The sequence below is a fragment of the Pseudomonas sp. S2_A02 genome (assembly GCF_054668495.1).
The window spans coordinates 3,686,755-3,709,153 of the sequence record NZ_CP162776.1 but is presented as its reverse complement, the minus strand read 5'-3'; the positions used below and the strand labels follow the sequence as shown (position 1 = coordinate 3,709,153).

General features: G+C 60.9%; 18 protein-coding genes and 1 pseudogene. 16 read left to right on the top strand and 3 right to left on the bottom strand.

Going from position 1 to position 22,399, the window contains the following annotated elements; genetic code table 11:
- Positions 1-73: 73 nt before the first annotated feature.
- Positions 74-370 carry a hypothetical protein gene (locus tag AB4O41_RS16810; RefSeq protein ID WP_460144008.1) on the top strand — a complete coding sequence of 99 codons (297 nt, stop codon included), beginning with the start codon at positions 74-76 and terminating at the stop codon, positions 368-370.
- 66 nt (positions 371-436) lie between these two features.
- On the opposite strand, the gene AB4O41_RS16805 is transcribed toward AB4O41_RS16810, so the two are convergent.
- Entirely contained in the window at positions 437-1,063 is a 627-nt protein-coding gene (locus AB4O41_RS16805; RefSeq protein WP_460144007.1) for a hypothetical protein, read from the bottom strand.
- A gap of 308 nt (positions 1,064-1,371) precedes the next feature.
- Between AB4O41_RS16805 and AB4O41_RS16800 the strand changes: the two are divergent.
- The 13 genes and pseudogenes from AB4O41_RS16800 to AB4O41_RS16740 all read left to right on the top strand — a co-directional run.
- A pseudogene (locus tag AB4O41_RS16800) lies at positions 1,372-1,545 on the top strand (LysR family transcriptional regulator); the annotation flags it as partial.
- 258 nt (positions 1,546-1,803) lie between these two features.
- Positions 1,804-2,373, top strand: coding sequence for a DJ-1/PfpI family protein (locus tag AB4O41_RS16795; protein ID WP_460144006.1), 570 nt, complete (start codon positions 1,804-1,806; stop codon positions 2,371-2,373).
- 693 nt (positions 2,374-3,066) lie between these two features.
- On the top strand, positions 3,067-4,188 hold the full coding sequence (locus tag AB4O41_RS16790) for a hypothetical protein (RefSeq protein WP_460144005.1): 1,122 nt from the start codon (positions 3,067-3,069) through the stop codon (positions 4,186-4,188).
- A complete protein-coding gene (locus AB4O41_RS16785) occupies positions 4,181-5,182 on the top strand; it encodes a phosphopantetheine-binding protein (protein ID WP_460144004.1) in 1,002 nt (333 codons plus the stop codon). Before AB4O41_RS16790 ends, AB4O41_RS16785 begins: the two co-directional genes overlap by 8 nt.
- Positions 5,179-6,534: a serine hydroxymethyltransferase gene (locus tag AB4O41_RS16780; RefSeq protein ID WP_403100010.1), complete on the top strand. Its 1,356-nt coding sequence runs from the start codon at positions 5,179-5,181 to the stop codon at positions 6,532-6,534. Before AB4O41_RS16785 ends, AB4O41_RS16780 begins: the two co-directional genes overlap by 4 nt.
- A gap of 91 nt (positions 6,535-6,625) precedes the next feature.
- A complete protein-coding gene (locus AB4O41_RS16775) occupies positions 6,626-7,360 on the top strand; it encodes a flavodoxin family protein (protein ID WP_104995203.1) in 735 nt (244 codons plus the stop codon).
- A 32-nt stretch (positions 7,361-7,392) separates the two neighbouring features.
- Entirely contained in the window at positions 7,393-8,511 is a 1,119-nt protein-coding gene (locus AB4O41_RS16770; protein ID WP_460144003.1) for a DNA glycosylase AlkZ-like family protein, read from the top strand.
- 33 nt (positions 8,512-8,544) lie between these two features.
- Positions 8,545-14,043: an amino acid adenylation domain-containing protein gene (locus AB4O41_RS16765; RefSeq protein ID WP_460144002.1), complete on the top strand. Its 5,499-nt coding sequence runs from the start codon at positions 8,545-8,547 to the stop codon at positions 14,041-14,043.
- Positions 14,040-15,365 (top strand): phenylacetate--CoA ligase family protein, encoded by a 1,326-nt coding sequence (locus AB4O41_RS16760; RefSeq protein WP_403100006.1) that lies wholly within the window; start codon positions 14,040-14,042, stop codon positions 15,363-15,365. The genes AB4O41_RS16765 and AB4O41_RS16760 overlap by 4 nt, the downstream gene beginning before the upstream one ends.
- Positions 15,362-16,765: an anthranilate synthase component I family protein gene (locus AB4O41_RS16755; protein ID WP_460144001.1), complete on the top strand. Its 1,404-nt coding sequence runs from the start codon at positions 15,362-15,364 to the stop codon at positions 16,763-16,765. The genes AB4O41_RS16760 and AB4O41_RS16755 overlap by 4 nt, the downstream gene beginning before the upstream one ends.
- Entirely contained in the window at positions 16,762-17,346 is a 585-nt protein-coding gene (locus AB4O41_RS16750) for an aminodeoxychorismate/anthranilate synthase component II (protein ID WP_134660331.1), read from the top strand. Before AB4O41_RS16755 ends, AB4O41_RS16750 begins: the two co-directional genes overlap by 4 nt.
- Positions 17,347-17,420: 74 nt before the next feature.
- Positions 17,421-18,845: an MFS transporter gene (locus AB4O41_RS16745; RefSeq protein ID WP_346609076.1), complete on the top strand. Its 1,425-nt coding sequence runs from the start codon at positions 17,421-17,423 to the stop codon at positions 18,843-18,845.
- A 9-nt stretch (positions 18,846-18,854) separates the two neighbouring features.
- Positions 18,855-20,126 (top strand): condensation domain-containing protein, encoded by a 1,272-nt coding sequence (locus tag AB4O41_RS16740; RefSeq protein ID WP_460144000.1) that lies wholly within the window; start codon positions 18,855-18,857, stop codon positions 20,124-20,126.
- A 72-nt stretch (positions 20,127-20,198) separates the two neighbouring features.
- Here the strand turns inward: AB4O41_RS16740 and AB4O41_RS16735 are convergent, their stop codons facing one another.
- Positions 20,199-20,345, bottom strand: coding sequence for a hypothetical protein (locus AB4O41_RS16735; protein WP_248804211.1), 147 nt, complete (start codon positions 20,343-20,345; stop codon positions 20,199-20,201).
- Between the two features lie 119 nt (positions 20,346-20,464).
- Here AB4O41_RS16735 and AB4O41_RS16730 point away from each other — a divergent pair, with 119 nt between their 5' ends.
- Both AB4O41_RS16730 and AB4O41_RS16725 read left to right on the top strand, forming a co-directional pair.
- Positions 20,465-20,983 (top strand): hypothetical protein, encoded by a 519-nt coding sequence (locus AB4O41_RS16730; protein ID WP_460143999.1) that lies wholly within the window; start codon positions 20,465-20,467, stop codon positions 20,981-20,983.
- Positions 20,976-21,527, top strand: coding sequence for a 3'-5' exonuclease (locus AB4O41_RS16725; RefSeq protein WP_460143998.1), 552 nt, complete (start codon positions 20,976-20,978; stop codon positions 21,525-21,527). The genes AB4O41_RS16730 and AB4O41_RS16725 overlap by 8 nt, the downstream gene beginning before the upstream one ends.
- Positions 21,528-21,955: 428 nt before the next feature.
- On the opposite strand, the gene AB4O41_RS16720 is transcribed toward AB4O41_RS16725, so the two are convergent.
- Entirely contained in the window at positions 21,956-22,192 is a 237-nt protein-coding gene (locus AB4O41_RS16720) for a hypothetical protein (protein WP_460143997.1), read from the bottom strand.
- Between the last annotated feature and the right edge of the window lie 207 nt (positions 22,193-22,399).

Below are 22,399 nucleotides of genomic sequence, written 5' to 3'. Positions count from 1 at the left end.
GGGTCAATAGCGGTATCAGGAGCGTCTGCTCGATTTTCGCAAGCAACTTGAGGCCATCCCCTCAAAAACTCGTTTGGCAAATGCAGAGATAGAACAGGCAGAGGCTGTTTTCAACCGACTGACTGGGCTGACAGTCATTGAGAGAGATTTACAACTCCAGACGAAGCTCATCGACGAATTCCTTAATCCCGCCAACCTGGAAATGGTTATCCAGTTGACCAGCAATCAAAAAATCCGCGCAGAAACGGTGCTCGCCGTACACCAGCTCCGAAATGAGCCTTGCGGCATGGCTCCTGAGAAATACGTAGCCGAAATCGACCGAATGCTGAAGCAACGTTATTCAGCCGGAGCCATACGAATCTCTGAGTGATTCTTCTCGCCCCGGCGTCAACGCTCGAGTCGCCGTTATTGACCTCTCGTGCAGAGCGCGCTGGTCCTACGTTGGCATCGGGGGCGGGTTGGTGTTTTGCTGAGCGATGAGCTGTGCTTGAGAAATTCGCCAAGTCCAGACAATCGTGGTGAGCATGCAAATGACAGCTACGATCATAGCAATCGTAATTCCTGTGATGCTCAGCAGGAAACTTAATAGGCCATCCATTTCTGAGCTTTGACCCATCGTGCGCTGTAGAGTCATGAAACGAATCCTGCTCGCGATGTCGGCCTTCATGGCGCCGAACGCCGTTTTTTCTATGTTCTCATCTGTGTCGCCGGGCATCTCCTTGAAAGTTAGTTTGTAAAGCTCCACTGCCGTATCGCAATAGTAATTGCGGTTCGCATCATTATTTTTTGATGCATCGATGCAAAGCCCAAGGTAATCAATCGTTCGCTTGTCTTGGTTTTCGGCAACCATGAAACTGTACTTAGCGTTATGTTCGTTAGAGCTCTTCCGGTATTCACCGAGCAAGTAGGTAAGGTATCCAAGGTAGCTACCTAAAATCACGATACCCACGCTGGCCATGAGCAGCACCCTGGTCAGTACGCGTTTCGAGGCCTTGGACGTAATACTGTTGGCTAGCCTTCCCAGAAAGTCTGCATCATCAAAAGCATCCTTAATGCTGCCCATATGGCTCCTTGAACAGTTTCGTGCTTATCTTGGGTGACCAGTATTATGCCTCCGTGCCATCACAGCCGCGAGCGACGATGGCTCAGGGTGTGGAAATGCCTAGCTCAGTACGGAGCTAACTTCTTCAAGCACGAGCCAGATACTGATATCCAACTGTTAACGCCAACGCTGAATTGACCCACGTGCTGACGTGCGATTAACCCACCCTCAAGTCAACACAAATCCAGTAAAAGTAGTGGTTATCGAGGAGTCTGCCCGGGTCAGTGATATCTCGGCAACTGGGTCAATTCGGCGCCGGCGCCAACAGGCTGGACGTCAGCGCTGACGTGAGCGCCGGGCGACTGGTCGTGTTGCTGGCGGATCATCCGGGCAACGCTTCGCCGTTAAGCATGGTCTGTCCGCACCGCAAGCAGATTTCTCCTGCCGTTTCGCAACTCTATAAGTGGTTGAGAAGCCAGTTTTCCCGAATGGAGCCTGTTTGAACCTGGGCGTCTGGCTTTAAGTCTCCCAGGTAAGAACGGCGGGCTGCGCAGCGTAACGAAACACCCTCTCAACGTTTCACGCCTGAATATGCCGCCGCGTTGATCACTGTCATTGTCAGTTGAAACACACACTGCCAATACTCAGCCACATCATTCATCAGCCCCGCTGGCGTCTACACTCGATGGCCATGCCCACCAGGACAACCCTGCTGGGCAGGTTGCTGCTGATTATCATGGAAACTTGAGAAGGACACTCAAATGGTACGTGCCGTTACTATTCTCACCGAGAATTTTTCTGACTGGGAGCCCGCGCTGATCAACTCCACGGGCCGCGCCTACTATGGCTTCGAGACTTGTTTTGCCGCTCCCGGTGGCAAGCAAGTGACATCATCCGGAGGCATGACCATCATCCCCAACCTGGCCATCGAGGCCATTCGGCTGGACGATGTCGACTTGCTGATTGTGACGGGAGGCCCGATCTGGAAAACAAACAAGGCACCCGCCATCGAGGCGCTGGTCCGTGAGGCCCACGACAGGAGCATAGTCGTGGCGGGAATCTGTGACGGTACCCGCGTACTGGCCAAGGCTGGAGTGCTGGATCACTTGCAGCACACCTCCAATTCCGTTGACAACCTGAAGCAGGTGCATTATCGCGGAGCAGATTATTACCAGGACGTACCGTACGCCGTTGCCGACCAGGGTGTGGTCACGGCTCCCGGCAGCGCGCCGGTCAGTTTCATGGCGCAAATTCTCGACACCTTGGGTTTGAACGACAAGAAGCTGGATGCCTACCTGGCCATGCATGCGGCTGAACATATTCACGGCTGAACCCTTCCCCCTATCTCTCCCCTCACCTCGGCGCTGCGGCCTGTTACCGGGCCGTAGCGCACTTCACCCTTGAACCACTCCTCCAATACTGCGCTGACAACAACCCCTGTTTGTTCTCCACTGCTGAACCGCAGTTCCAGATCGTCCGACAATTATTTTTAATAATCGGAAAAATCTTACTTGCGGTTACGACATTTCCGACTAAGGTTACTCCCCATGACGCGTAGGGGTTTCCTTGGCTCCATAAGGACGAGTTTGGAGCCGTGTCAAAGGATGCATTGTTGAGATCGCCAAGAGGCGACACTTTTCGACCAAAGCTAAGGAATGGCTAAATGTTTTTCTCTGCCGACATGACTGTGGCTCGATGCCTGCCGCACTCGCTTGTGTCCCCGGCTTTCAGCACCTCATCCCATGAGCGAACTGCTGTAAGCAATAACTCCCATACCCTCAGAGCCGTGTCCGAGATGACGTCAGGCTCTCTCCTTAGCGTGCGCCTTAGAAATTGATTGGCCCGCTCATAGCCAGTAAATCACCGACACATTTTTACGACATGACTGACTGAGTCTGTCGTACAAAAACCTGTGCGCGTTCTATGTCTTTCCCGCTGAACGGGAGAGATGCGAGTGCCCGGGAATGTGCTCCCCAATGGATCGAGATCGCCGCCGGCTGCTGCCTGTGCGTCGAGGATCTGACATGCCAAAAATAACAGTTGAACGCTCGACCAAAGATTCGACCGAGCAGATGAGCATGACGCAAGCACTTGCCGATGCCAGGCTGAGTGTCGAGGCCAAGGCCATGGTCGCCCAAGGCATCTACGCCGGGGTCGCTCAGGAAGTTTCCATCGTCATACCGGTCAAAACTGCGATCAATCCGGATTCGGGACTTTTGCGTCAGTTGGTGATCGCTGGATGGGGCGAAGCGCTTGGCCAGTATCTTGAAGTGCTCGATCTGGGGGGAGACGGCGCTCCAGAGGCCTTGCGCAAGGTTCAGCTGGCTGTCAGATCCGGCACTGCGCTATTTGCCGCCGGCAGCCTGACCACCCGCACTGGAGTGCACTGCCTGGTCTCGATCCATCATGGGTTGGCCGACGAACATAGCCTTGAGGTGCTGGCACGACAGCTACAAACAGAAGACATCGACTCGGCCCTGATGTGCATGCGTCGAGGGCGCGAACGCCATGGCGAATACATCCAGGCACAAGCACAGCTCGCGGAAGTTGATGGCGCGCAGCTGACCGCTGCGGCGCACGCCATGACCCCCGTGCGTTTGCTGCAAACCGGGCGCTTGGCCTTCGACATCCAACGGCAGCGCATCAGCCTGCAACGCACCCTGGACATCGCCTCGATCAATGCCGACAAGCCGCCCGTGGCGAAACTCCTGGGCTGCCTGCAGCGGGCCGGTGTCATCGCCGAGGGCGACACCCTGTGTTCGTCGCACAACTGGCGCGAGGCTCACCAGCAGGATGCCATCGGCATGATGACGGGTCTTGTTCCACGCTCCGTGGCGACCCCTGGAGCGCTTGTGCTTCCCGGGCAAATCAGCCTTGAAGCATGCGCCCGTCGCTCTCCGGCTGCGCGCCAGGCGCTGGCCTGCTGCCGCGCGTCCGAGCTGTTCATCAATGGTGCCGGTCGACGCGGCATCCCGGCTTCACACGTGATGAGTGCCGCTTTTCCGGTCGGCATCGACATACGGCGTACCGGCGCTTCGCAACTGCTCCTGGAACTCGAGGGACCGTTTTGCAACGCCAGCGCAGCCACCAATCTGCTCAATGAACTCGCTGATGTATTTATGGATAGGAGTGAATGGAATGACTGAAAACATCCAGCTTGATGAACACGCTCTGGCTGATGAAGTGGCTCGCGTCTGCGCCACTTTTGCCGAGGTGCTCAACCTGCCGAGTGTCGGCCACGAGGACAACTTCTTCAACCTCGGCGGCGACTCCTTTGACGCGATTCGCGTGATGTCGCGGCTGTCTTGCAATTTGCCCATAGTGACTCTTTTCGAGCATCCGACGGCAGCGGGTCTTGCTCAACGCATTGTCTGCGCCGCCGCCCGACAAGCCGCACGTCTGGTCTGTTTTGGCGACGTGCAAGCAGCCGCGGGTTCGACCGCGGTGATTGCGGTGCCTTTCGGCGGCGGAGACGCCACGGCCTACCGCAATCTGTTTCAAGGTAATCCGGATGTGCAGGTGTTCGGCGTGGACTTCGGTGATACCGAGGTGGAGAACGCCGCGGATTTTCAAAGTCTGCTCGACAGCCTTGCCAGCGACATCGAAGAAATCGGCGCTGCCCATCTGGTGATCTATGGCCACTGCGCAGGCGCGGCGACCGCCGCGTGCATTGCCTCAAGCATGGCCGCCCACCACAACCACCTCGCTCTGGTGGTGGCCGCCTCGCGCCCGGTGCTGGATGCAGACGCCGCGATTCGTGCGGCTGAAACCACCTCGGACCAGATCTGGACCGACTACTTGCGATCGCTGGGGGCCTTCACCGGACTGCTCGACAGTCAGGTCGAGAGCATGCTGGCTCGCGGTCGAAGAGACCACCTGATCGCCTGCGAAGCCTATCGCTACCTGACGCAGTACCCGGCCAATGGCGTATCGGCACTGGTGCTGCTGGGCGACGAGGATCCGGCCACCGCCGAGCCTGAAGTCGTATTGGCGCAATGGGGCAAGTTCATCAACGTCACCCAAGCCGCCACCCTCGCCGGTGGCGGGCACTACTTCGTGCGTACCCATGCGCACGAGGTCGAGGAAACCGTGCTGTCTTTTGCAGCACACAACACCAAAGGAAGGGATAGCAAGTCATGACAGTCAATCATCAACCACTTCTGACCCAGGCTGATCTGCTCAAGCGTGGCCTGGCCGATCTGCAGGAACATGATGCCGAACTGGCGCGGATCCTCGACGCCGAGGTCGCTCGCCAGCAACGCACGCTCTCTCTGGTGGCCTCTTGCTGCGCGGTCAAGCCGCGCACCCTGGCCGCGTCGTCCTCCGTGCTGGTCAACGTGACCGCCGAAGGTGTGCCCGGACGCCGCTATCACGCCGGATGCGAGAACGTCGACCTGGTCGAGTCTCTGGCGATCCAGCGTGCCCGCGAGCTGTTCTCTGCGCAGTACGCCGGTGTGCAGTCGCACTCGGCTTCCAGCGCCAACTATTCGGTACTCGCGGCTTTGCTCGAGCCTGGCGACACGCTGCTGGGCATGGCTCTGGATAACGGCGGCCACCTGACCCATGGCAGCCCCGTGACGTTCTCGGGCACTTACTACAACGCCATCGGCTATGGCACCACCAAGGAAGGCCTGATCGACTACGACGAAGTCCGCAGGCTGGCTTTGGAACATCGGCCGCGACTGATCATCTGCGGTGCCACGGCCTACTCCAGAGTCGTGGATTTCGAGCGCTTCCGCCGGATCGCCGACGAAGCCGGCGCCATCCTGATGGCCGACATCTCGCACATTGCCGGTCTGGTGGCAACCGGGCGGCATCCGAGCCCGATCGACGCTGCGCACGTCACCACCACCTGTACCCACAAGCAGCTCGCCGGCCCGCGTGGTGGCCTGATTCTCTCGGGCCGTGACGCCCACGAAAAAGTCCCTGGCCGTGAAGCGACGTTCAGCCGCGTGCTCGAACTGGCGGTGTTCCCGCGGATGCAAGGCGCACCGGCCGTCAACATGATGGCTGCCAAGGCCGCGGCACTGGGTTACGCCATGACCCCTGAGTTCGATGCCGAGATGCAGCGCATCCGCACTGCGGCGGACGTAATGGCCAGCGAATTCCAGGCCCGGGACTATGAAGTGGTGGGCGGTCGCAGCGAGAACCACACCATTCTGATCCGCCTGCGTGCAGCGATGACCGGCGCTATCGCCGAGACCGCGCTGGAGCACTGTGGAATCGTCGTCAACAAGAACCGTGTGCCCGGCGAAACCCGCTCGTCCTTCGTCACCAGTGGCCTGCGCATCGGTACCGGCGCCCTCGCCCAGCGTCATGTCGACCCACAGGGTTGCCGGGAGATCGTCGACCTGCTCTGCCGGATCCTGGACGAGGTGACGCCGCTCGGTGACAGCGAGTTCACCCTCGATCCGCTCCTGCGCCAGCAATTCTGCGCAGAGGCCGAGGCGCTTTGCGCGAAGTATCCGATCGCCGATTACCTCGCACGCTAAAACAGTCTCCGGCAGCGCTGGAGGCATGGCACGACGGTCCGCCGATCGTCGTGCCCGGGAACAGGTAAAACTCTAAGGAGAGAGAAGCACCATGACGGACAAGATCAAGTATGTCGCCATCAATGGCTCGGAACGGGTGGATGGCAACAATGCCAGGGCGCTGGAGTGGGCGGCCGAGTACCTGGAAAAACAGGATGTCATTCTCGAAGTTTTCTCATTGGCCAACGCCAAAATCGACCCTTGCGGGGCCTGCGGTGATTGCAATTTTCGCAACGAACCCTGCGCCCAGAAAGATGACGCCGCGCGCGCCGTGCGCCTCATGGAAGCCAGCGATGGCGTGATCTTCGCCTGTGCCGTGCATGGCTTTGGCGCAACCCCTCTGATGTCGGCGTTCCTGGAACGGGTCGGCACCGGGTTCCTGCGCCACGACCGCACCCTCACCAACAAAGTGGCCGGGGTCATGGTCACTGGTCGGCGCATGGGCCATGTCGAGGTCTACAACCAGATGCTCCAGTGCGCCTTGCTCAACCGCATGATCATGGTCGGCTACGGCTTCCCGGCGATGCTCGTGGGCGACAAGAAAGGCGAAGTGCTGGGTGACAAGGAAGGCATGGAGATGCTGCGTCGGATGCTCGATCGCATGGTGTCCATGACGCGTCTGATCCGCGACTACGAACAACTCACCGGGCAGCCGGCGCTGCCGGTCTCGGTGCCTGGGGAACGCCATCGCGAGGGTAACGACGGCAAGTTCTTCGTCCCGACCAAGTCCGACATGTACCAGGTCGAGGCCACTCGCAGTTGCAACTTCGATGTCGTCGGCGACTGAACAGCGCAGCCTCAGAGCCAATCGAGAATCATATGAGCATTAGAACTGCCTGCAATGGCCTCACCGACACTCTCCTGCGGGAATGGATGGTGTCGGAACACTTCGAGCGTCTGGCACAAGCAACGGTGGCACAGATAGCACAGGCCTATGTCGGCGTTTATTCGGCGCGGCCCACCAGTTGGCTGGCGGTCATGGCACGCAATCAAAACCTCGATCGCAAGAGCGTACTGGCGGAAGAAAACGACAGCGAGTTGTTGCGTATCCCGGGTATGCGGCGCTCCAAGTTCCTGCTGCCCGGCGAGCTCGCAGGCAACGTCTTTGCGGCCACTCGCCTGCCGTTGGCCAACCACGAGTGGCGGCTACGGGACGTCGGGCTTGGCCTGGACGATTACCGACGCCTGCTGCCGGCGCTGATCACTTTGAGCACAGGCGCCGCCGTGCGTCTGCAAGACATCGCCAGTGCCCTCGAACTGCCGGCGCCCCAGGCGCGGGCGTTGACGTCAGTGGCGACCTATGACGGCGCGTTGGTTCGCATACCGGCGGCCAATCATTGGTCGAATCGCTGGCTGTATTCGGCTGCACCCGAAGGCCTGTTGCCGGGTGACGGTGTGCCACTGGACCGCGACTCGTTGCTGCGTGACATCGCTGGGCGCTACGTCGAGCACTACGGACCGGTCACGGTCAATGACCTCGCCTGGTGGCTCGCGGTTTCAAAGGACACCGCGCGCACGCTGCTTCAAGCCTGCGCAGCCTGCCAGGTCGCCGATCAGATGTGGCATAGCGAGGCCGGGAAAGCGCGTCTTGAGCAGTTCCTGCAACGCGAGCAGAAACCCGCGAGCAAGCAGATCCGCTTTCTGCCGGCCTGGGACCCGTTGGTCATGGGCTATGCGCCCGGTTCCAGGCAGCGCGACTGCCTTGAACTGGAGCGCATCGGCGGCTACGACCCGGCCGGTAACGGCCGGCCGGTAGTGCTCATCGGTGGCCGGGCTGCCGCAACCTGGCACACGGCGGCCAAGGGCAGCAAACGCGTCATCGCAGTCGATGCCTCGACACTGACTGACCAGGAACGTGCAGCCGTGCTTGAGGCTGCCACGGTTCTGGCGGAGCAGATCGGGGCTATTCACCAGATCGAAAACGAACTCACAGCGTGAAAACAGGGAAGCATGAGCAAGATGAGGGACGACATGACATCAGTACCCCAAGCGCCACAATCGCTGTCAGGGAGTGAGCGCAGCCTGTGGGACGCGTTTGCGCAGCCACAGGCCGGGCAATCAGCGGACAACACCCGAGAACAGCAAGAGATCGTCTTGCCCGCTGGCCTGACGGCCACCATGAATGACCTGGTCACGGTCGCCGCGGTTCTGGGCTACCTGCTCAGTCCGGAAGGCCGGCTGACGTTGGCAATCCATGATGACGCCAAGCCGTCACTGCTCAGCGTCGATTGCATGACATTGAACCTTGCAGAAGACGCTCGCGACTACATCTCGCAATTGCGCAACAGTGCCGAAGCGTCCCATGGCGAGCCGCAATTGCGGGCCGATATCGAGATCAGCGATGGCAAGCACCTGCCAGCGGCGCAAACACCGGTCTGGCTGTTGGTGCACGAGGGCCGCTGCCAACTGTCGGTACGCAGCGATTACATGACCCCGGCGGTAAGCCTGGAATTGCTGGAGTTGGTGGCCTTCGCCTGCGCCCGTGTGCTTGATTCCAAGGCCCTGCCGGCGCCCGCGCTCCAACCGGGCTGCCCGGCCCCGGCCGAAGCCGTCGAGCGCCAGTTTCTCGTGGAGCGCATTTACCGGCATGTGCAGAGCAAACCCTCGGCTGCGGCAATCGTCGATGACAACAGCGATCGCACCCTGACTTACGCCGAACTCTGGAACGCCTCCGAGGCATTGGTCCAGCACATACGCGAGCGCGTCACCTCCCGCCGTTCGAGTCCGCGCCTGGCGTTGTTCCTGGAACGCGGCTGGCAGCATCTGGCCGCGATTATCGCCGTGCAACGCATGGGCGGTACCTGCGTGCTGATCGACCCGGCGCATCCTGATGAACGCATCCGTGCCTTCATCGAAGAGTGCAGTCCGCATGCGGTGTTGACCGCCGGCAGCACCACCGAACGCGCGCGCGAGCTGCTGACCTTTCAGCTGCTGGATATCGATAAGGTGCAGGTCCGTCCTACCCTCGTCGATTGGGAGCACGGCAAGTGGGTCGACAGCACCAATGAAGCCTGTTTTATCGCCGGGACTTCCGGCAGTACCGGACGGCCCAAAGCCGTTTGCCTGTCCTATCGGGGGATGGCCGCGACCCTCGACGCTGTCATCGAGCAGGCCGGACTTGGCGAGCATAGCCGCGGCTCATGGCTGTCGTCGCCCGGCTACGGGATGGTCGAAGTCGACCCGCTGCCGGTTCTGTGTGCCGGCGGCACGGTATGCATCCCTGCGCCCCAGGTGCTGCAGGACGTCAACCTGCTGGCACGCTGGCTGCTTGAAGGCGACATGAACCACACACTGGCCATGACTTCCATTGCCGAAGCATTGTGGGCCACGAGCACCCGAACCGGTCTGCGCACCATGCTGATCGCCGGTGAACGCTGCAAGCAATGGCCGCCGAGCGACCTCGGCTACCGGGTGATCAATGTCTACGGCTCCGCAGAAGCCGCCGTAGTCTCCATCGAAGACCTGAGCGCCCCGCGCCGCACCTTGCTGCCCTCGGTAGGCCGCGCGATTCCTGGCGCCCGGATGTACGTGGTCGACCGCAATGGCCAACAACTGCCGGCCCGTTGTGTCGGTGAGTTGATCATCACCGGCGAAACGCTGTCGGTGGGCTATGTCAATCCCGAGGACACCAGGAAAGCCTTTCGTGGCAACACTCTGGACGCCACGTCGGCCTTGCAATACAGCACCGGCGACCGAGCGCGCATGGCGGCCGATGGCACCGTGGAAATCTTTGGCCGTACCGACTCCGTGGTCAAGATCCGCGGCCATCGGGTCGACCTGACTGAACTGGAGATCACCGCGCTGCAAGTTCCGGGCGTGGTGAAGGCCGCGGCCAATTGCTTGAGCAATGACCTCGGCGCGACGCTGGCATTGTTCCTGGAGCTGGCTCCCGGTGCCAAAGAAGTGGTCGCCCGGGTTCGCCAGCACTTGGCCGCGCGCTTGCACCCGGCCGCCCAACCCGGCCAGATCGTGACCGGCGCCCTGCCCCTCGGGCGCAATGGCAAGGTGGACTACAGCGCGTTGCAGGTCAGCCCGATCGAGCGCGATGCGAACCAGACCGTTTTTGTCCCGCAGAGCCCGGCAGACCACGCGGTACGTGACTGCTGGCTGGCCTGGACGCTCTGTGACGAAGCCATGCTGGAGGCGAGCTTCTTCGACGCCGGTGGCGATTCCCTGCGCGCCTTGCGCATGGTCGGCGAACTGGCCTGCAAGCATGGCATTCATGTGCAAATGGGGGCGTTCCTCGAGGAGCCGGTTCTGGCGAATCTGGTGCTCCTGGCCAATGCCTCGCACAACACTCAGTTGCCGACGTTCGAGCACTTACCGGCAGAGCAGCAATGGCTGCCGTTCGAGCTCAACGAAAGCCAGCAGGCGCTGTGGATCGGTCGTGGTTCGTTCTACGACTACGGCGGCGTCGGCTGCCAGGGGTATTTCGAGTGGGAAGTGCAAGCCCTCGATAGCGAGCGTTTCACCCGTGCCGTGGGGTTGCTAGTGCAACGCCATCCAATGCTGCGCATGACCATCGATGCCAGCGGCCGCCAGAGCATTGGCGACGTCGACGGCACGCAAGCGGTGAAATATGTCGATCTCAGTGCTCTGGACGGCGCGCAGATCGAGCGCGAGATCGATGCGGTTCGCGACCGCATGGCCAACGAAGAAATCGGCACCACGCAATGGCCGCTGTTCCAGTTCCGCATCAGTCGCATCAGTGCCAGCGCCAGCCGGGTGCATCTGTGCATCGACATGTTGATCGCCGACGCCTGGTCGATTTTCCAGGTGATCATTCCCGACCTGATCGATCTGTATCTGGAAGATGATCCACAACTGCCGGTGCTGCAGACCAGCTTCCATGACTACGTCGCCTATCGGCAAAAAGTGCTCAAGAGCGCCCAGTACCAGGCCGACCGCGAATACTGGCTGGAGAAGATCAATCACCTGCCGGCAGCCCCGCGCCTGCCTCAACTGGAGCCTGGAGAGTTCAGCGGCACGTCGCACTTCGAGCGACACGAAGGCACCCTCGCCGTCGATGCCTGGGAGCGACTGCAGGCCCGGGCGCAGGCGCGCAACATCTCTCCGTCCGGCGTGGTCGCGCTGGCCTTGTGCGAAGTGTTGCGCTGCTGGGGCGAAGAAGACCGCTTCACCCTGAACTTCCCGGTCTCCGACCGGATGCCCGTCACTGCCGATATCGACCAGGTTGTCGGTGACTTCACCAACACCTTGCTGGTGCCCTATGAAACCGCGGCCGCCGACACCCTCGAGGTTCGTGGCCAGCAACTGCAGGGCGCCATATGGCAGGCACTGGATCATCGCCTGTTCAACGGTGTCGAGGTGCTGCGCGAGCTGGCCCGGGTCCGGCGCAGTGGCGGCGCGCCACTGATGCCGATCGTCCTCACCAGCCTGCTCGGGCACCCAGGACGCCATGATGCGGCGCTGCTTGGGCCAGAGGTTTACGGCGTCTCGCAGACACCGCAAGTCACCCTCGATGTGCAACTGCGCGAATCCGAAGGCACGTTGTACTTCAAATGGGATTACCTCACCGGGGTCATTCGTCCCGAAGTCGTGGAGTCGATGTTCGGCGCATTCAGCACATTGCTGCAGCAACTGGCCGACGACAGCGAGATCTGGCAACGCACCTGGCTTGACCTGCGCCCCGCCGCGCAGATTGACGTACGCCGCGCCGTAAACGCGACTCAGGCCCCCGTGCCGCAGGTTCACTTGCGTGACCTGCTACTGGCACGGATTGCCGAGCGCGCCGGGGAAACCGCAGTGATCGATACCCGGCGCAGCTACAGCTGGGGTGAAATCGGCCGGGCCGCAGCACGGATCAGCAAGATGATCCAACACACCCGTAACCCTGATGAACGTTTTGTCGGCATCGTCCTGCCCAAGGGCAGCGGCCACTACGCGGCTGTCTATGGCTGCCTGCTGGCCGGGGTCGGTTATGTGCCGGTGGATATCGATCTGCCGTCCGAGCGTATTCGTTCAGTGCTGTCGCAGGCCGGAGTGCACACGGTTATCGCCGGTATCGATACCCCGTTGCCGGAGCAGATCCAGCGGCTGGTACTGACCGATGAGGACCTGCATTACTGGACTACCGAGCACACGGAGCTGACTCTCGCACCTCTGGCTGCGGACTACTCGCCGTATGTGATCTTCACCTCCGGCTCTACCGGTAATCCCAAGGGTGTCGAGATCCCGGAGGCCGCAGTAGTCAACCACGTTTATGACGTCGTCGAGCGCTTTGGCCTGGATGCCTCCACTCGCCATCTGGCCACTGCCGCCCTGCATTTCGACATGTCGGTCTTCGATATCTTCGGCCCCCTGCTGCACGGCGGCTCGGTGGTGGTGCCAGCTCAGGCGGCGGGCCCGGACCCCGATGCCTGGCTACGACTCCAGCGGCGTCACGGCGTGACCTTCTGGGCCTGTGTTCCGGCGATCATGGACCTGCTGTGCAGTGTTGCGGAAACTGCACGGAGTTTCTGCGCGGTGGATTCGCTGGCCAACATCGTCATGGCGGGCGACTGGATTCCACTGCCACTGTTGCCACGCGCCAGGGCGCTGTATCCGAACGCGCGATTGTATTCCTGCGGAGGTCCCACCGAGACCACCAACTGGTCGGTGCTGCACGAGATCGACGAACAAGAAGGCCAGCGAGTGCGTTCGGTGATCTACGGCGCGCCCATGCGTAACTCTGCCTACCACATCGTGGCCGACGACTGGACCGATTGCCCGGATTGGGTGCCCGGGGAAATGCTGGTGGAGAGCGATGTTTCCCTGGCCTGTGGCTACATCGGCCAGCCGGAACTGACCGGCAAGGCCTTTGTCCAGCACCCGCGCAGCGGGCGGCGCATGTACCGCACCGGCGACCTTGGGCGTTACCTGCCTAACGGCGAAATCGAGATCCTCGGACGTATCGACAACCAGATCAAGCTCAATGGTCTGCGCATCGAGCTGGGAGAAATCGAGGGCGTCGCCGAGTCCTGCGCCGGCGTCTCGCGGGCCTGTGCGATAGCACTGCCGGGGCCCGACGGGCATCCCAAACAGATTGCCCTGGTGTATGTCGGCGAGCCCGGACTGGCGCCTGCAATCACGTTGACCTTGAGCCAACGGCTGCCCGCGTACATGGTGCCGAAAACTGTCCAGTCGTTGCCCCGCTTGCCCCTGTCGAAGAACGGCAAGGTGGATGTGCTGGCCCTGCGAGAAACCATGAGGAATGACATGAAAGAACCCAATGGCAAGGCTTCGCAATCCACCCTGCGCATCGTGATTGGTGTGATCAGCCAGCATCTCGGACAGCCAGTACTGCCCGACGACAACTTCTTCGACATGGGCGGCGACTCGCTGTCGGCAATGAAGATCAAGGTCGAACTTGGCTCCAGGTTGTCACAGCCCATTGAGCTGGAGGACCTCATGCTCACCGAGACCATCGGTGAGTTCGCCAAGTGCCTGAACGCGGAGACCCAGTCATGATCAGAGACAACCTGCACCAGCAATGGCTGGATGATGTGGACGCCTACCTGGATGGACGCACGACGCCGCAGACGCTGCAGGCCAACGGGCAGCAACGGGCCGGGGAAGTCTTGCGCTATGTCGCGCAACGCTCGGCGTTCTATGCCGATCACCTGCGCTCGCAAGCGGGCAGTCCGAGCGCCTTGCCGGCGCTGGACGGCGTACCGTTCACCACTAAGGACGACCTGCGCGCCGTGGGCCGCTCGGTCTGCAGCCTGCCGTTCGACCAGATCGCGGTGTACTACGAGACCACCGGGACCACCGGGCTGCCAACCCCCTGCCCGCGCGCGGCGATCGATGTCGAAACCAGCGGCGCCTATGTGCAGAAGGCTGTTGCCGACCTGTATCAGTCGACCTTCGGCACCACTCATGCCCTCACCGCGATCATGGGGCCGTCGGAGCTCTACGCGTTCGGCGATACCTATGGCGAGGTCTGCCGCAATCTGGGCATTCCTTACGTACGGCTATGGCCGGAAAGCCCTCGGGTCGGCCTGGTCAAAGCCGCCCAGTTGATCAACGACCTCGGTGTCCGCTCGCTGATCTGCTCACCCGCCGTCGCGCTGGCCCTGGCCCGCCTCTATGTGAGTCAGGGGATCGATCCGCGCGCGACAGCAGTTGGGCAGATCATGGTGTTGGGCGAACTGTGCACGCCGCAGATGCTGAGCAATATTGCCCGGGTCTGGGATGCGCATTGCACCCACGGCCTGTATGGCTCTCAGGAAGCCCACGCGGTGGCCACCGGTTGCCCGAACGGCAACCTGCACTTTTCCGAGACCAACTATCTGGCGGAGATTCTTCCGGTGCCCGGGATGGACGGCGATATCGGCGAGCTGTGCCTGACGATGCTCGTACCCGGCGCCAAACCGCTGATCCGCTACCGCACCGGCGACCTGGCGCGCCTGCATTCTGCCGAAGAATGCGGATGCGGCAATCGTTCGCGTTGCCTGCGGGTCTTTGGCCGGGTGAGTGATGTGATGACCCTGGCCGGTCGCCAGGTACTCCCGGCTCTGATCGAGTCGGCGGTGCTGACGGCGGCCGAGTGGGTCTCCGGCTACGAGGTCAGGATCTGTTCCGCCAGCGACGGCAGCGACCATGTCGAGGTGTCGATGGTGGCAGGGATCGGTGAGCGTTCGCTGGCCGAGGTACAGGAGCAGATGGCCGGCCATTTCGGCACCTCGGTCCAATTGCAACTGGCACAGAACCTGGACCCGAGGACCGAGACCGGTGCCTACATTTCCTGGAAGCACGCACGTATCCGCGATCAACGGGAGCCCGCCCTGTGAGCTCATTACAACCCATCCCCCTGTGGAGCGTGGAGCACCACGAAATCAGCGATGCGGCGCCGCTCGCCCAGGTGCGGCGAGGCCTGCTGGGGCTGTATCCGTGCCCGGCATTGTTCGAGACCGGTGCGGGTTTTCTGCCGGTCGACGGCAACCAGACCACCTTCATGATCGACCTGTTGTTGGAGTTGAAACTGGTCAACGACACCTGGCACTTGTCGACCGGTGCGCCGTTCCAGTGGGCCCTGGCCGCGTGCGAGCAGTTGCTGAACAATTCGCAGGTGAGCCTGTGCGAACGCCTGCGACGCGTCACCCAGACGCTGGCCCTGCCGGAGGGCTTTCCGCTGGTGCTGGCGCTGGGCTACAGCGCCGCGCGGTTTGTCGAAAACCTGCCGGAGATTGCCATCGAGCCAGATGTCCCGGAGGTGGTGGTGCGGGTCTATCGGCATGTCGTCCGCTACGAAGCTCCCGAAGGTCCGGCGCGGATCGACGTACTAAATGCCGGCGACAACGCGGCAGCGCAACTGGATGCCCTGCTCGCCGTGCTGCGCAATCCGCCGGTGACGGCACCTGTTGCAAGACTCGGCACTGAAGTCGCGGTGATCGAGGACGTCACTGATCGCGAGGACTTCTGTGCCGCCGTTTTAAGGGCCAAGGAGTACATCCGCGCCGGTGAGATCTATCAGGTGCAGTTGTGCCGGCGTGCCGTGTCCAGCGCGACGATTGCTCCGGTCGATCTTTACGAGCGTCTGGCAACGGTCAATCCGGCGCCCTACATGTACTACCTCGACCTTGCCGACCTGCATGTCGTGTCATCCAGTCCTGAACTGATGATCCGCCTGCAGGACGGCGTGGCCCAGGTCCGGCCCATCGCCGGCACCATGAGCCGGGAGGATCAGCGCGGCAGTCCGCTGGACAAGATTCCCAAGGAAGCCGCCGAGCACTTGATGCTCGTCGATCTGGCGCGCAACGACCTGGCCCGGTGCGCGGTTCCCGGGGGCGTCCAGGTGAGTTCGTTCATGCAGCAGGACACTTACGGGTCCTTGCTGCACCTGGTGTCCACTGTGGAAACCAGGGTACGCGAGCAATGCGATGTCTGGGATCTGATCGTGGCCAATTTCCCGGCGGGAACCATGACCGGCGCACCCAAGGTCCGCGCAATGGAAATCATCGCCGAGCTGGAAGGCACCGCACGCGGGCTGTACACCGGTTGTGTCGGCTATATCACCGGGCGCAACAGCGCGGTGCTGGCACTGACGATCCGCACCATTGTCGGCAACGCCGGACGCTATGTGTTGCAGTCGGCGGCGGGAGTCGTCGCTGACTCCGAGGCCGAGGATGAATGGAATGAAGCGGGAGCGAAGATCAAGTCGTTTTCCCGAGCGATGGGAGCCTGCGCATGAAAGTGATGTTGATCGACGCCTTCGACAGCTTTGTGTATGTCATCGAGCAGTATTACTCGGCCGTGGGTGCAGAAACCCGGGTCGTTCGCGTCAACGATGATCCGATCGCCCAATACCGACAGTGGCAACCGCAGTTGTTGGTTCTGGGTCCAGGGCCGGGCACTCCCGAAGATCATGGCTACCCGCAGATCATTCGCGCGATGGATGAGCAGCAGGCCATTTTCGGTGTCTGCCTGGGGCATCAGGCACTGGGCGAACATTTCGGCTGGAAGCTCAGCCGTGCACCGACCACCCAGCATGGCAAATACGCCCAGGTGCATCATGACGGCCGCGGCGTTTTCCAGGATGTACCGTCGGCCGTCACTGTGGTGCGTTACCACTCGCTGGCCATCACCGAGCCGCAAACATCAAGCCCATTGGTGGCCACGGCGTACTCGGACGATGGCGTCAACATGGCGGCGCGGCACCGTACCCGGCCGATCGAAAGCGTGCAGTTTCACCCCGAGAGCGTCGGCACCGCCCACGGGATCAAAATGATCCGTAACTCATTGGCGTTGGCCAACGTCCACGCCATGGGCTGATCGCTCAAGAAGAAAGCCCTGGGTGCCGACCGGAAGCCGGTCGATACCTCTTTAAATCTAAGGATTGGATAAACATGATGCACACACCAACCAACACAACGCTGCACGAAAAACGATGGCAGGCACTCGCTGTCATCTCGATCATCCAGTTGATTCTGCTGCTGGATGCCACCGTGGTGAACGTCGCCCTGCCACGGATCAAACACGACCTGGGACTCACGGACGGATCCCTGACCTGGGTCGTCAATGCCTACCTCATTACCGCAGGTTCGCTGTTGCTGCTGGGCGGACGGATCGGCGATGCCTTCGGGGTGCGCCGCACCTTTCAGGTCGGCGTAGTGATTTTTGGCGGATTTTCCTTACTGGCAACCTTCGCCCAAGACGCCACCGTGCTGATCATCAGCCGTGCCGGTCAGGGGCTCGGTGAAGCCCTGGCGTCAGCCACCGGACTGGCAATGGTGTCACTGCTGTTTCCTTCCGGCCCCGAACGCGGCAAGGCGTTTGGCATCTGGGCAGCACTGGGCGGCCTGGGCTCGATCATCGGCGTATTGCTCTCCGGTGTACTGACGCACTATCTCTCGTGGCGCTGGGTCTTCGGGATCAACGTACCGATTGTCATGCTCCTGATCGTGGCTGCCGCCGTCATGATTCCCAAGTTCAGCCACCGCAGTTCCACCTCTCTGGATCTGGGCAACGCGCTGATCCTGGTCGTGGCCGTCGCCGCGACCGTCATGGCCGTGATGGGTTCTGGCATTGAGCATCTTCCTGGCCAGCGCATGGCGCTTCTGCTGCTGGGCGTTTTGGGCATCGCGGTGGTACTGCGTCGTTGCAAGCGTTCGGAAAACGGCATTATTCCGGCACGCCTGATGACGCGCTCTCCGCGCATGGCTGGTTACGCCATCGTCGCTATTCTCGCAGCGACCTCCGGCGCCCTGTTCTATCTGGGCGTGCTGTTGCTGCAAGACTATCTCGGCCTGACGCCGATGCAGACGGGCCTGGCGTGGCTGCCCTTCTGCCTGGGTTTCTTCCCTGGGATCTTCCTTTCGCAGTTCGTCATGCAGCGCTGGAATCCGCAGGCCGCCGCCGTGGTCGGCCTGGCAATTTCGGCTCTGGGTTTCGCCTTGTTTGCCTTCGGCGTGCCCCTGCACAGCTACTGGCTGGGAATGCTTCCGGCGATGCTGGTGACCTCCATCGGCTTCGGCTGTGTCGCCCCGGTCGCCCAGTCGTTGGCCACCAGCGACCTTAGCGAGGCCGACGCCGGTGCAGGGTCGGGCATCACCACCACCCTTCAGCAACTGTTCCAGGTTTTCGGGGTCACCCTGCTGGCAGCCGTGGCGCTGGCGGTCTCTGACAACAGTGGCGTGCCGACCATCGCCGCGAACGGTTTCGTGGCCGCCTTCGCCGTGTCGGCGCTGGCCATGCTCGGGGGCGCCTTGCTGATATGGGCCGGACGCAATGCCCTGGCGCTCGAGCCAGCCCCGTCGAGCCCCCAGCCTTAGGAAACCGTCATGCATCAGAACTACCTGATCCCGCCCTTCAAGGGCCCCCTCACGACGCTGTCCAGCGTCGCGGGACTGCGGGAAAAATGGACCGGGGCGATGCTTGACCAGACAGGGCGCGCCTATTGCGGCGCCCTGCGTCTGGACTTCAGCGCAGAGTGTGACCAGGCACAAGTATTCGATGCCGTGGCCCAGACCCTGGCGCGACATCCAATCCTCGCGGCCCGGTTCGAACTGGAACAGGAACACCTGATCGGCCGAGCCCCCACTGAGCAGGCATTGCGTCAGGCGTTGCGTGAGCAATTGGGCCAGGTGCAGGCCACGCTCAGCGATCAGGACTTCCTCGCCTATCGCGCCCGGCACGCCGGCGAACCCGGGCTGCGCATCGCCTCGGCGGTCGACGCGGCTGGTCTGCATGTCTGGATCGGTTTCTGGATCTATACCTGCGATGGCGCGTCGATTGATCTGTTGATCGACGACATCACCCGGTATTACCGGTGCCTGCCCCCGGTTTCCTGCACGGAATGGAACGACTATTGCCAGGGGCTGCACCTGCCGGAGCAGCCCGTGAGCACAGCGCAGCAGCTGGAGATCTACCCGGGAACAGGCCCCTACGGACTTGATGCAGTGCGCAGCAAAAACACAAGCGGCAAGGGGCGCATGCAGAGTCTGAAGTTCACCGCCCCCGTTGCCCGCAGCCGGGTGTTGGACTATGCCAAAACCTTGCGCGTGACGCCGTTTGCGCTGCTGCTGGCCATCTATCAACGGGCAATCAGTGCCGTCAGTGGGGTCGCGACCGTGGTGACGGGAGTGCCCTTCGCCAATCGCCCGGATGCTGCCGCTCAGACTGTGGTGGGGCCGTTGTCCAATACCATCCCGGTCAGTACCCGGCATGAACCCGACGAACCGCTGGCAACAGTGGTCAAGCGGGTGCAGCGAGCGGTGATCAATGCCGCGACGCGGCAGCACATCGAACCGGCAGCGTTGTATCCCGAAGGCATGTCTACGCGTACCGCCGGCTTCGAACTGCCGTTTCCCCAGTTGTTCAACGCCTGGAACTCACGCAGCGAAGGCAGTCGCATCGACCTGGGTGACAACCAGTGGATGAGCCTGCAGCTATTGCCGAACGATACCTGCCGGGTCGCTTTCGAGATCACTCTGGATGAGCATAACGAGCATATTTCAGGGCGGATCGACATGGACGCCGATGGCTATGGCGAACACGCAGGACAGGTCATCGAGCAGATGATCCGCGACCTGCAAAGCATCCCCGACGCTTGATCGGTAACGCGTGTAAAGCAATCAGGGCGGTGTCACACCGCCCTGATTCAATTGCCGATGTAACTTGCTTGCTCAGAAGTCCACAGTCGCCGACAGCAGATAAGTCCGAGGTGTCGACAGCGTCAACCCCGGTTCGCTGTCATCGGAAGCGCCGGCGGAACTCCAGTAACGCTTGTCCAGCACGTTCTCGACATTGGCGCGCAAACGCCTGGGTCGCATTGGAGCCTACACGCACGAGCTTGGTCGGTACTGGGTGTACCGAACGTTGGTGGGGCAACCTGCAATCTTGCGCGCGCTATCCGCAGCTTTTGGTCGATGAGTCCCAGGACCTGGGCACCTTGCATCAGGCTATCTTGGAATTGCTCATCAAGGCTGGAGTCCATGTCTCGCTCATTGGTGACGTGAACCAAGGCATTTACGGCTTCGCAGGAGCTGACGGTTCGTTTCTGAGCACTTATTACAACCGTGCTGGGGTGAAGGATTTCAAGCTCACGCGCAATTACCGCTCACTGCCTCCAATCATCAGCATCGCCAATTCGCTCTGTGGCCGCGAGGATGAAGCCGATCGGGAGCCTGAAAACGGAGGGGCATATTTCGTCGGGTACAAGGACTCCGAGCTTCCTAAGCTTTTTGAATCGTTCAAAGCGCAAATTGATGACTTGGGCATGCAATATCAAGATGCGGTGATACTCAGCCGGGGGACTGAACGGGCGGCAGTGCTATCCGGCAAAGCTGCTCCCCCCAGGTCAAGGTACGGTCGCTCTTTTCACCGAAGCAGCATTGGTCCGAGACCAGCAAGGCCGCTATCAAGACTGCTTCAAGCTTGTGTGCCGAGCGGTGGTGGGTTTGATGGATAAGCCAACGCATGGCCTCAGCACCCACCTTCAGGGTGCCCCGCAGGATGCATGGATGCTTGGGCTTAGACGACTGCTCTGGGGGTTCATCCGCGACGCTGAGGCCGGGCTACCTTCATCTACGCTTTTGGCTAAAACCGAGTGGCATCCCCAATTAGTGACCAATCTCAAAAAGCTTCTCTCGACCACCGAAGGGCAATTTGGGTTGAAGGCCGCAGACAGGCTGGGCAACAAGCTGGCTAAAACCGGGTTGTTGGATCTTCCCCTAACTGGTGCGGTAGAGGAGAAAGATCGGGGCCCCGGGATTAGAGTGGAAACCATCCACCAGGTGAAGGGCGAGTCTATCGGTGCGGTTCTGTACGTAACCAAAAAGCCGAACGTTGACGCCTTGCTTGCCGGCACCCTTACCGAGGAAGGTCGCATCGGCTATGTCGCTGTGACCAGAGCGCGGAACCTTTTCTGGCTGGCCGTGCCACATACTTGCTTGAAAGCACTTCGCCCGAATCTGATTGCCGCTGGTTTTGAAGAGGTTCCTGCCCGCAAGTAGCCCAGGGTCAAGCGGCATTTTTCAGATAGGCAGATGTCTAGATAAGAACTGCCCGATGGGGGTATCTACGGCCATTAGCTGCCTGCTGCGAATGACGACTTGGTTCGAATGCACCCATACCGTATCGGCTGCAATCGACCCACAGTGGAGGGTCGTGGATGATCGCTATCCATGCCTGAAGTTGGTCCCACTGGGATGCATATAACTTTGGACGCCTGCCAGAGATACGGCCATTACGGACTTCAGGGGCGCCGCGTTAGCCTTATTGCGAGCAAGTTCGCTGCTCACAGAGTGATGTGCAATGTCCCATCGTGGTCGGTCCGCCACGATGCGAGACTATTTTGGAGTTAACTCAGACCATCCAGGTTATCGGCCAAAGGGTGGTCGGGCTGATCGAGTCGGTTGCTATTCTGCTTCTAGGGAGGCCTTCAGGACTGGAGGATGTACAAAATGCTTTTATCATCGGCCTTTTCAGTGGTGATCGTCAGACTCCCGCCTTCATAGCCGTTTTCCTGTAGGAATTCGGTGCATTCATGCGTCCAACGCTCGACAACTTTTGAGCCGATGCCTGTTCCACAAGCATCGGTCACTCGACCGTTGGCATTCAATTTATCAACGATTGCTTTCACTTCGCTGGGATGAAGCTGCTTCAACCAATCTAACATCTTGAAAATCTCCACTGCTTTGGTTCATTCACAAAATGAGGCCCTAGGGTGGGATTTTCAAGCAGGGGTAGTCTGTCCTCATCGTCAATGTGCAGGTTCAACTCTCTGCCTCAGCGCTTTCCTCGTCGATGACTCTTGGCCCGGCGGCTGTTAAAACTACGTGAAAGCCGCGTCGTTACTGGCTGAGACAGTTTTAATTCTCTATCG

Bases quoted from the DNA above. Each gene is read 5' to 3' on its own strand.
- AB4O41_RS16760 (WP_403100006.1), top strand. From the start codon at position 14,040: ATGATCAGAGACAACCTGCACCAGCAATGGCTGGATGATGTGGACGCC.
- AB4O41_RS16765 (WP_460144002.1), top strand. From the start codon at position 8,545: ATGACATCAGTACCCCAAGCGCCACAATCGCTGTCAGGGAGTGAGCGC.
- AB4O41_RS16805 (WP_460144007.1), bottom strand. From the start codon at position 1,063: ATGGGCAGCATTAAGGATGCTTTTGATGATGCAGACTTTCTGGGAAGG.
- AB4O41_RS16740 (WP_460144000.1), top strand. From the start codon at position 18,855: ATGCATCAGAACTACCTGATCCCGCCCTTCAAGGGCCCCCTCACGACG.
- AB4O41_RS16750 (WP_134660331.1), top strand. From the start codon at position 16,762: ATGAAAGTGATGTTGATCGACGCCTTCGACAGCTTTGTGTATGTCATC.
- AB4O41_RS16785 (WP_460144004.1), top strand. From the start codon at position 4,181: ATGACTGAAAACATCCAGCTTGATGAACACGCTCTGGCTGATGAAGTG.
- AB4O41_RS16745 (WP_346609076.1), top strand. From the start codon at position 17,421: ATGATGCACACACCAACCAACACAACGCTGCACGAAAAACGATGGCAG.
- AB4O41_RS16775 (WP_104995203.1), top strand. From the start codon at position 6,626: ATGACGGACAAGATCAAGTATGTCGCCATCAATGGCTCGGAACGGGTG.
- AB4O41_RS16780 (WP_403100010.1), top strand. From the start codon at position 5,179: ATGACAGTCAATCATCAACCACTTCTGACCCAGGCTGATCTGCTCAAG.
- AB4O41_RS16725 (WP_460143998.1), top strand. From the start codon at position 20,976: ATGGATAAGCCAACGCATGGCCTCAGCACCCACCTTCAGGGTGCCCCG.
- AB4O41_RS16795 (WP_460144006.1), top strand. From the start codon at position 1,804: ATGGTACGTGCCGTTACTATTCTCACCGAGAATTTTTCTGACTGGGAG.
- AB4O41_RS16770 (WP_460144003.1), top strand. From the start codon at position 7,393: ATGAGCATTAGAACTGCCTGCAATGGCCTCACCGACACTCTCCTGCGG.
- AB4O41_RS16720 (WP_460143997.1), bottom strand. From the start codon at position 22,192: ATGTTAGATTGGTTGAAGCAGCTTCATCCCAGCGAAGTGAAAGCAATC.
- AB4O41_RS16735 (WP_248804211.1), bottom strand. From the start codon at position 20,345: ATGCGACCCAGGCGTTTGCGCGCCAATGTCGAGAACGTGCTGGACAAG.
- AB4O41_RS16790 (WP_460144005.1), top strand. From the start codon at position 3,067: ATGCCAAAAATAACAGTTGAACGCTCGACCAAAGATTCGACCGAGCAG.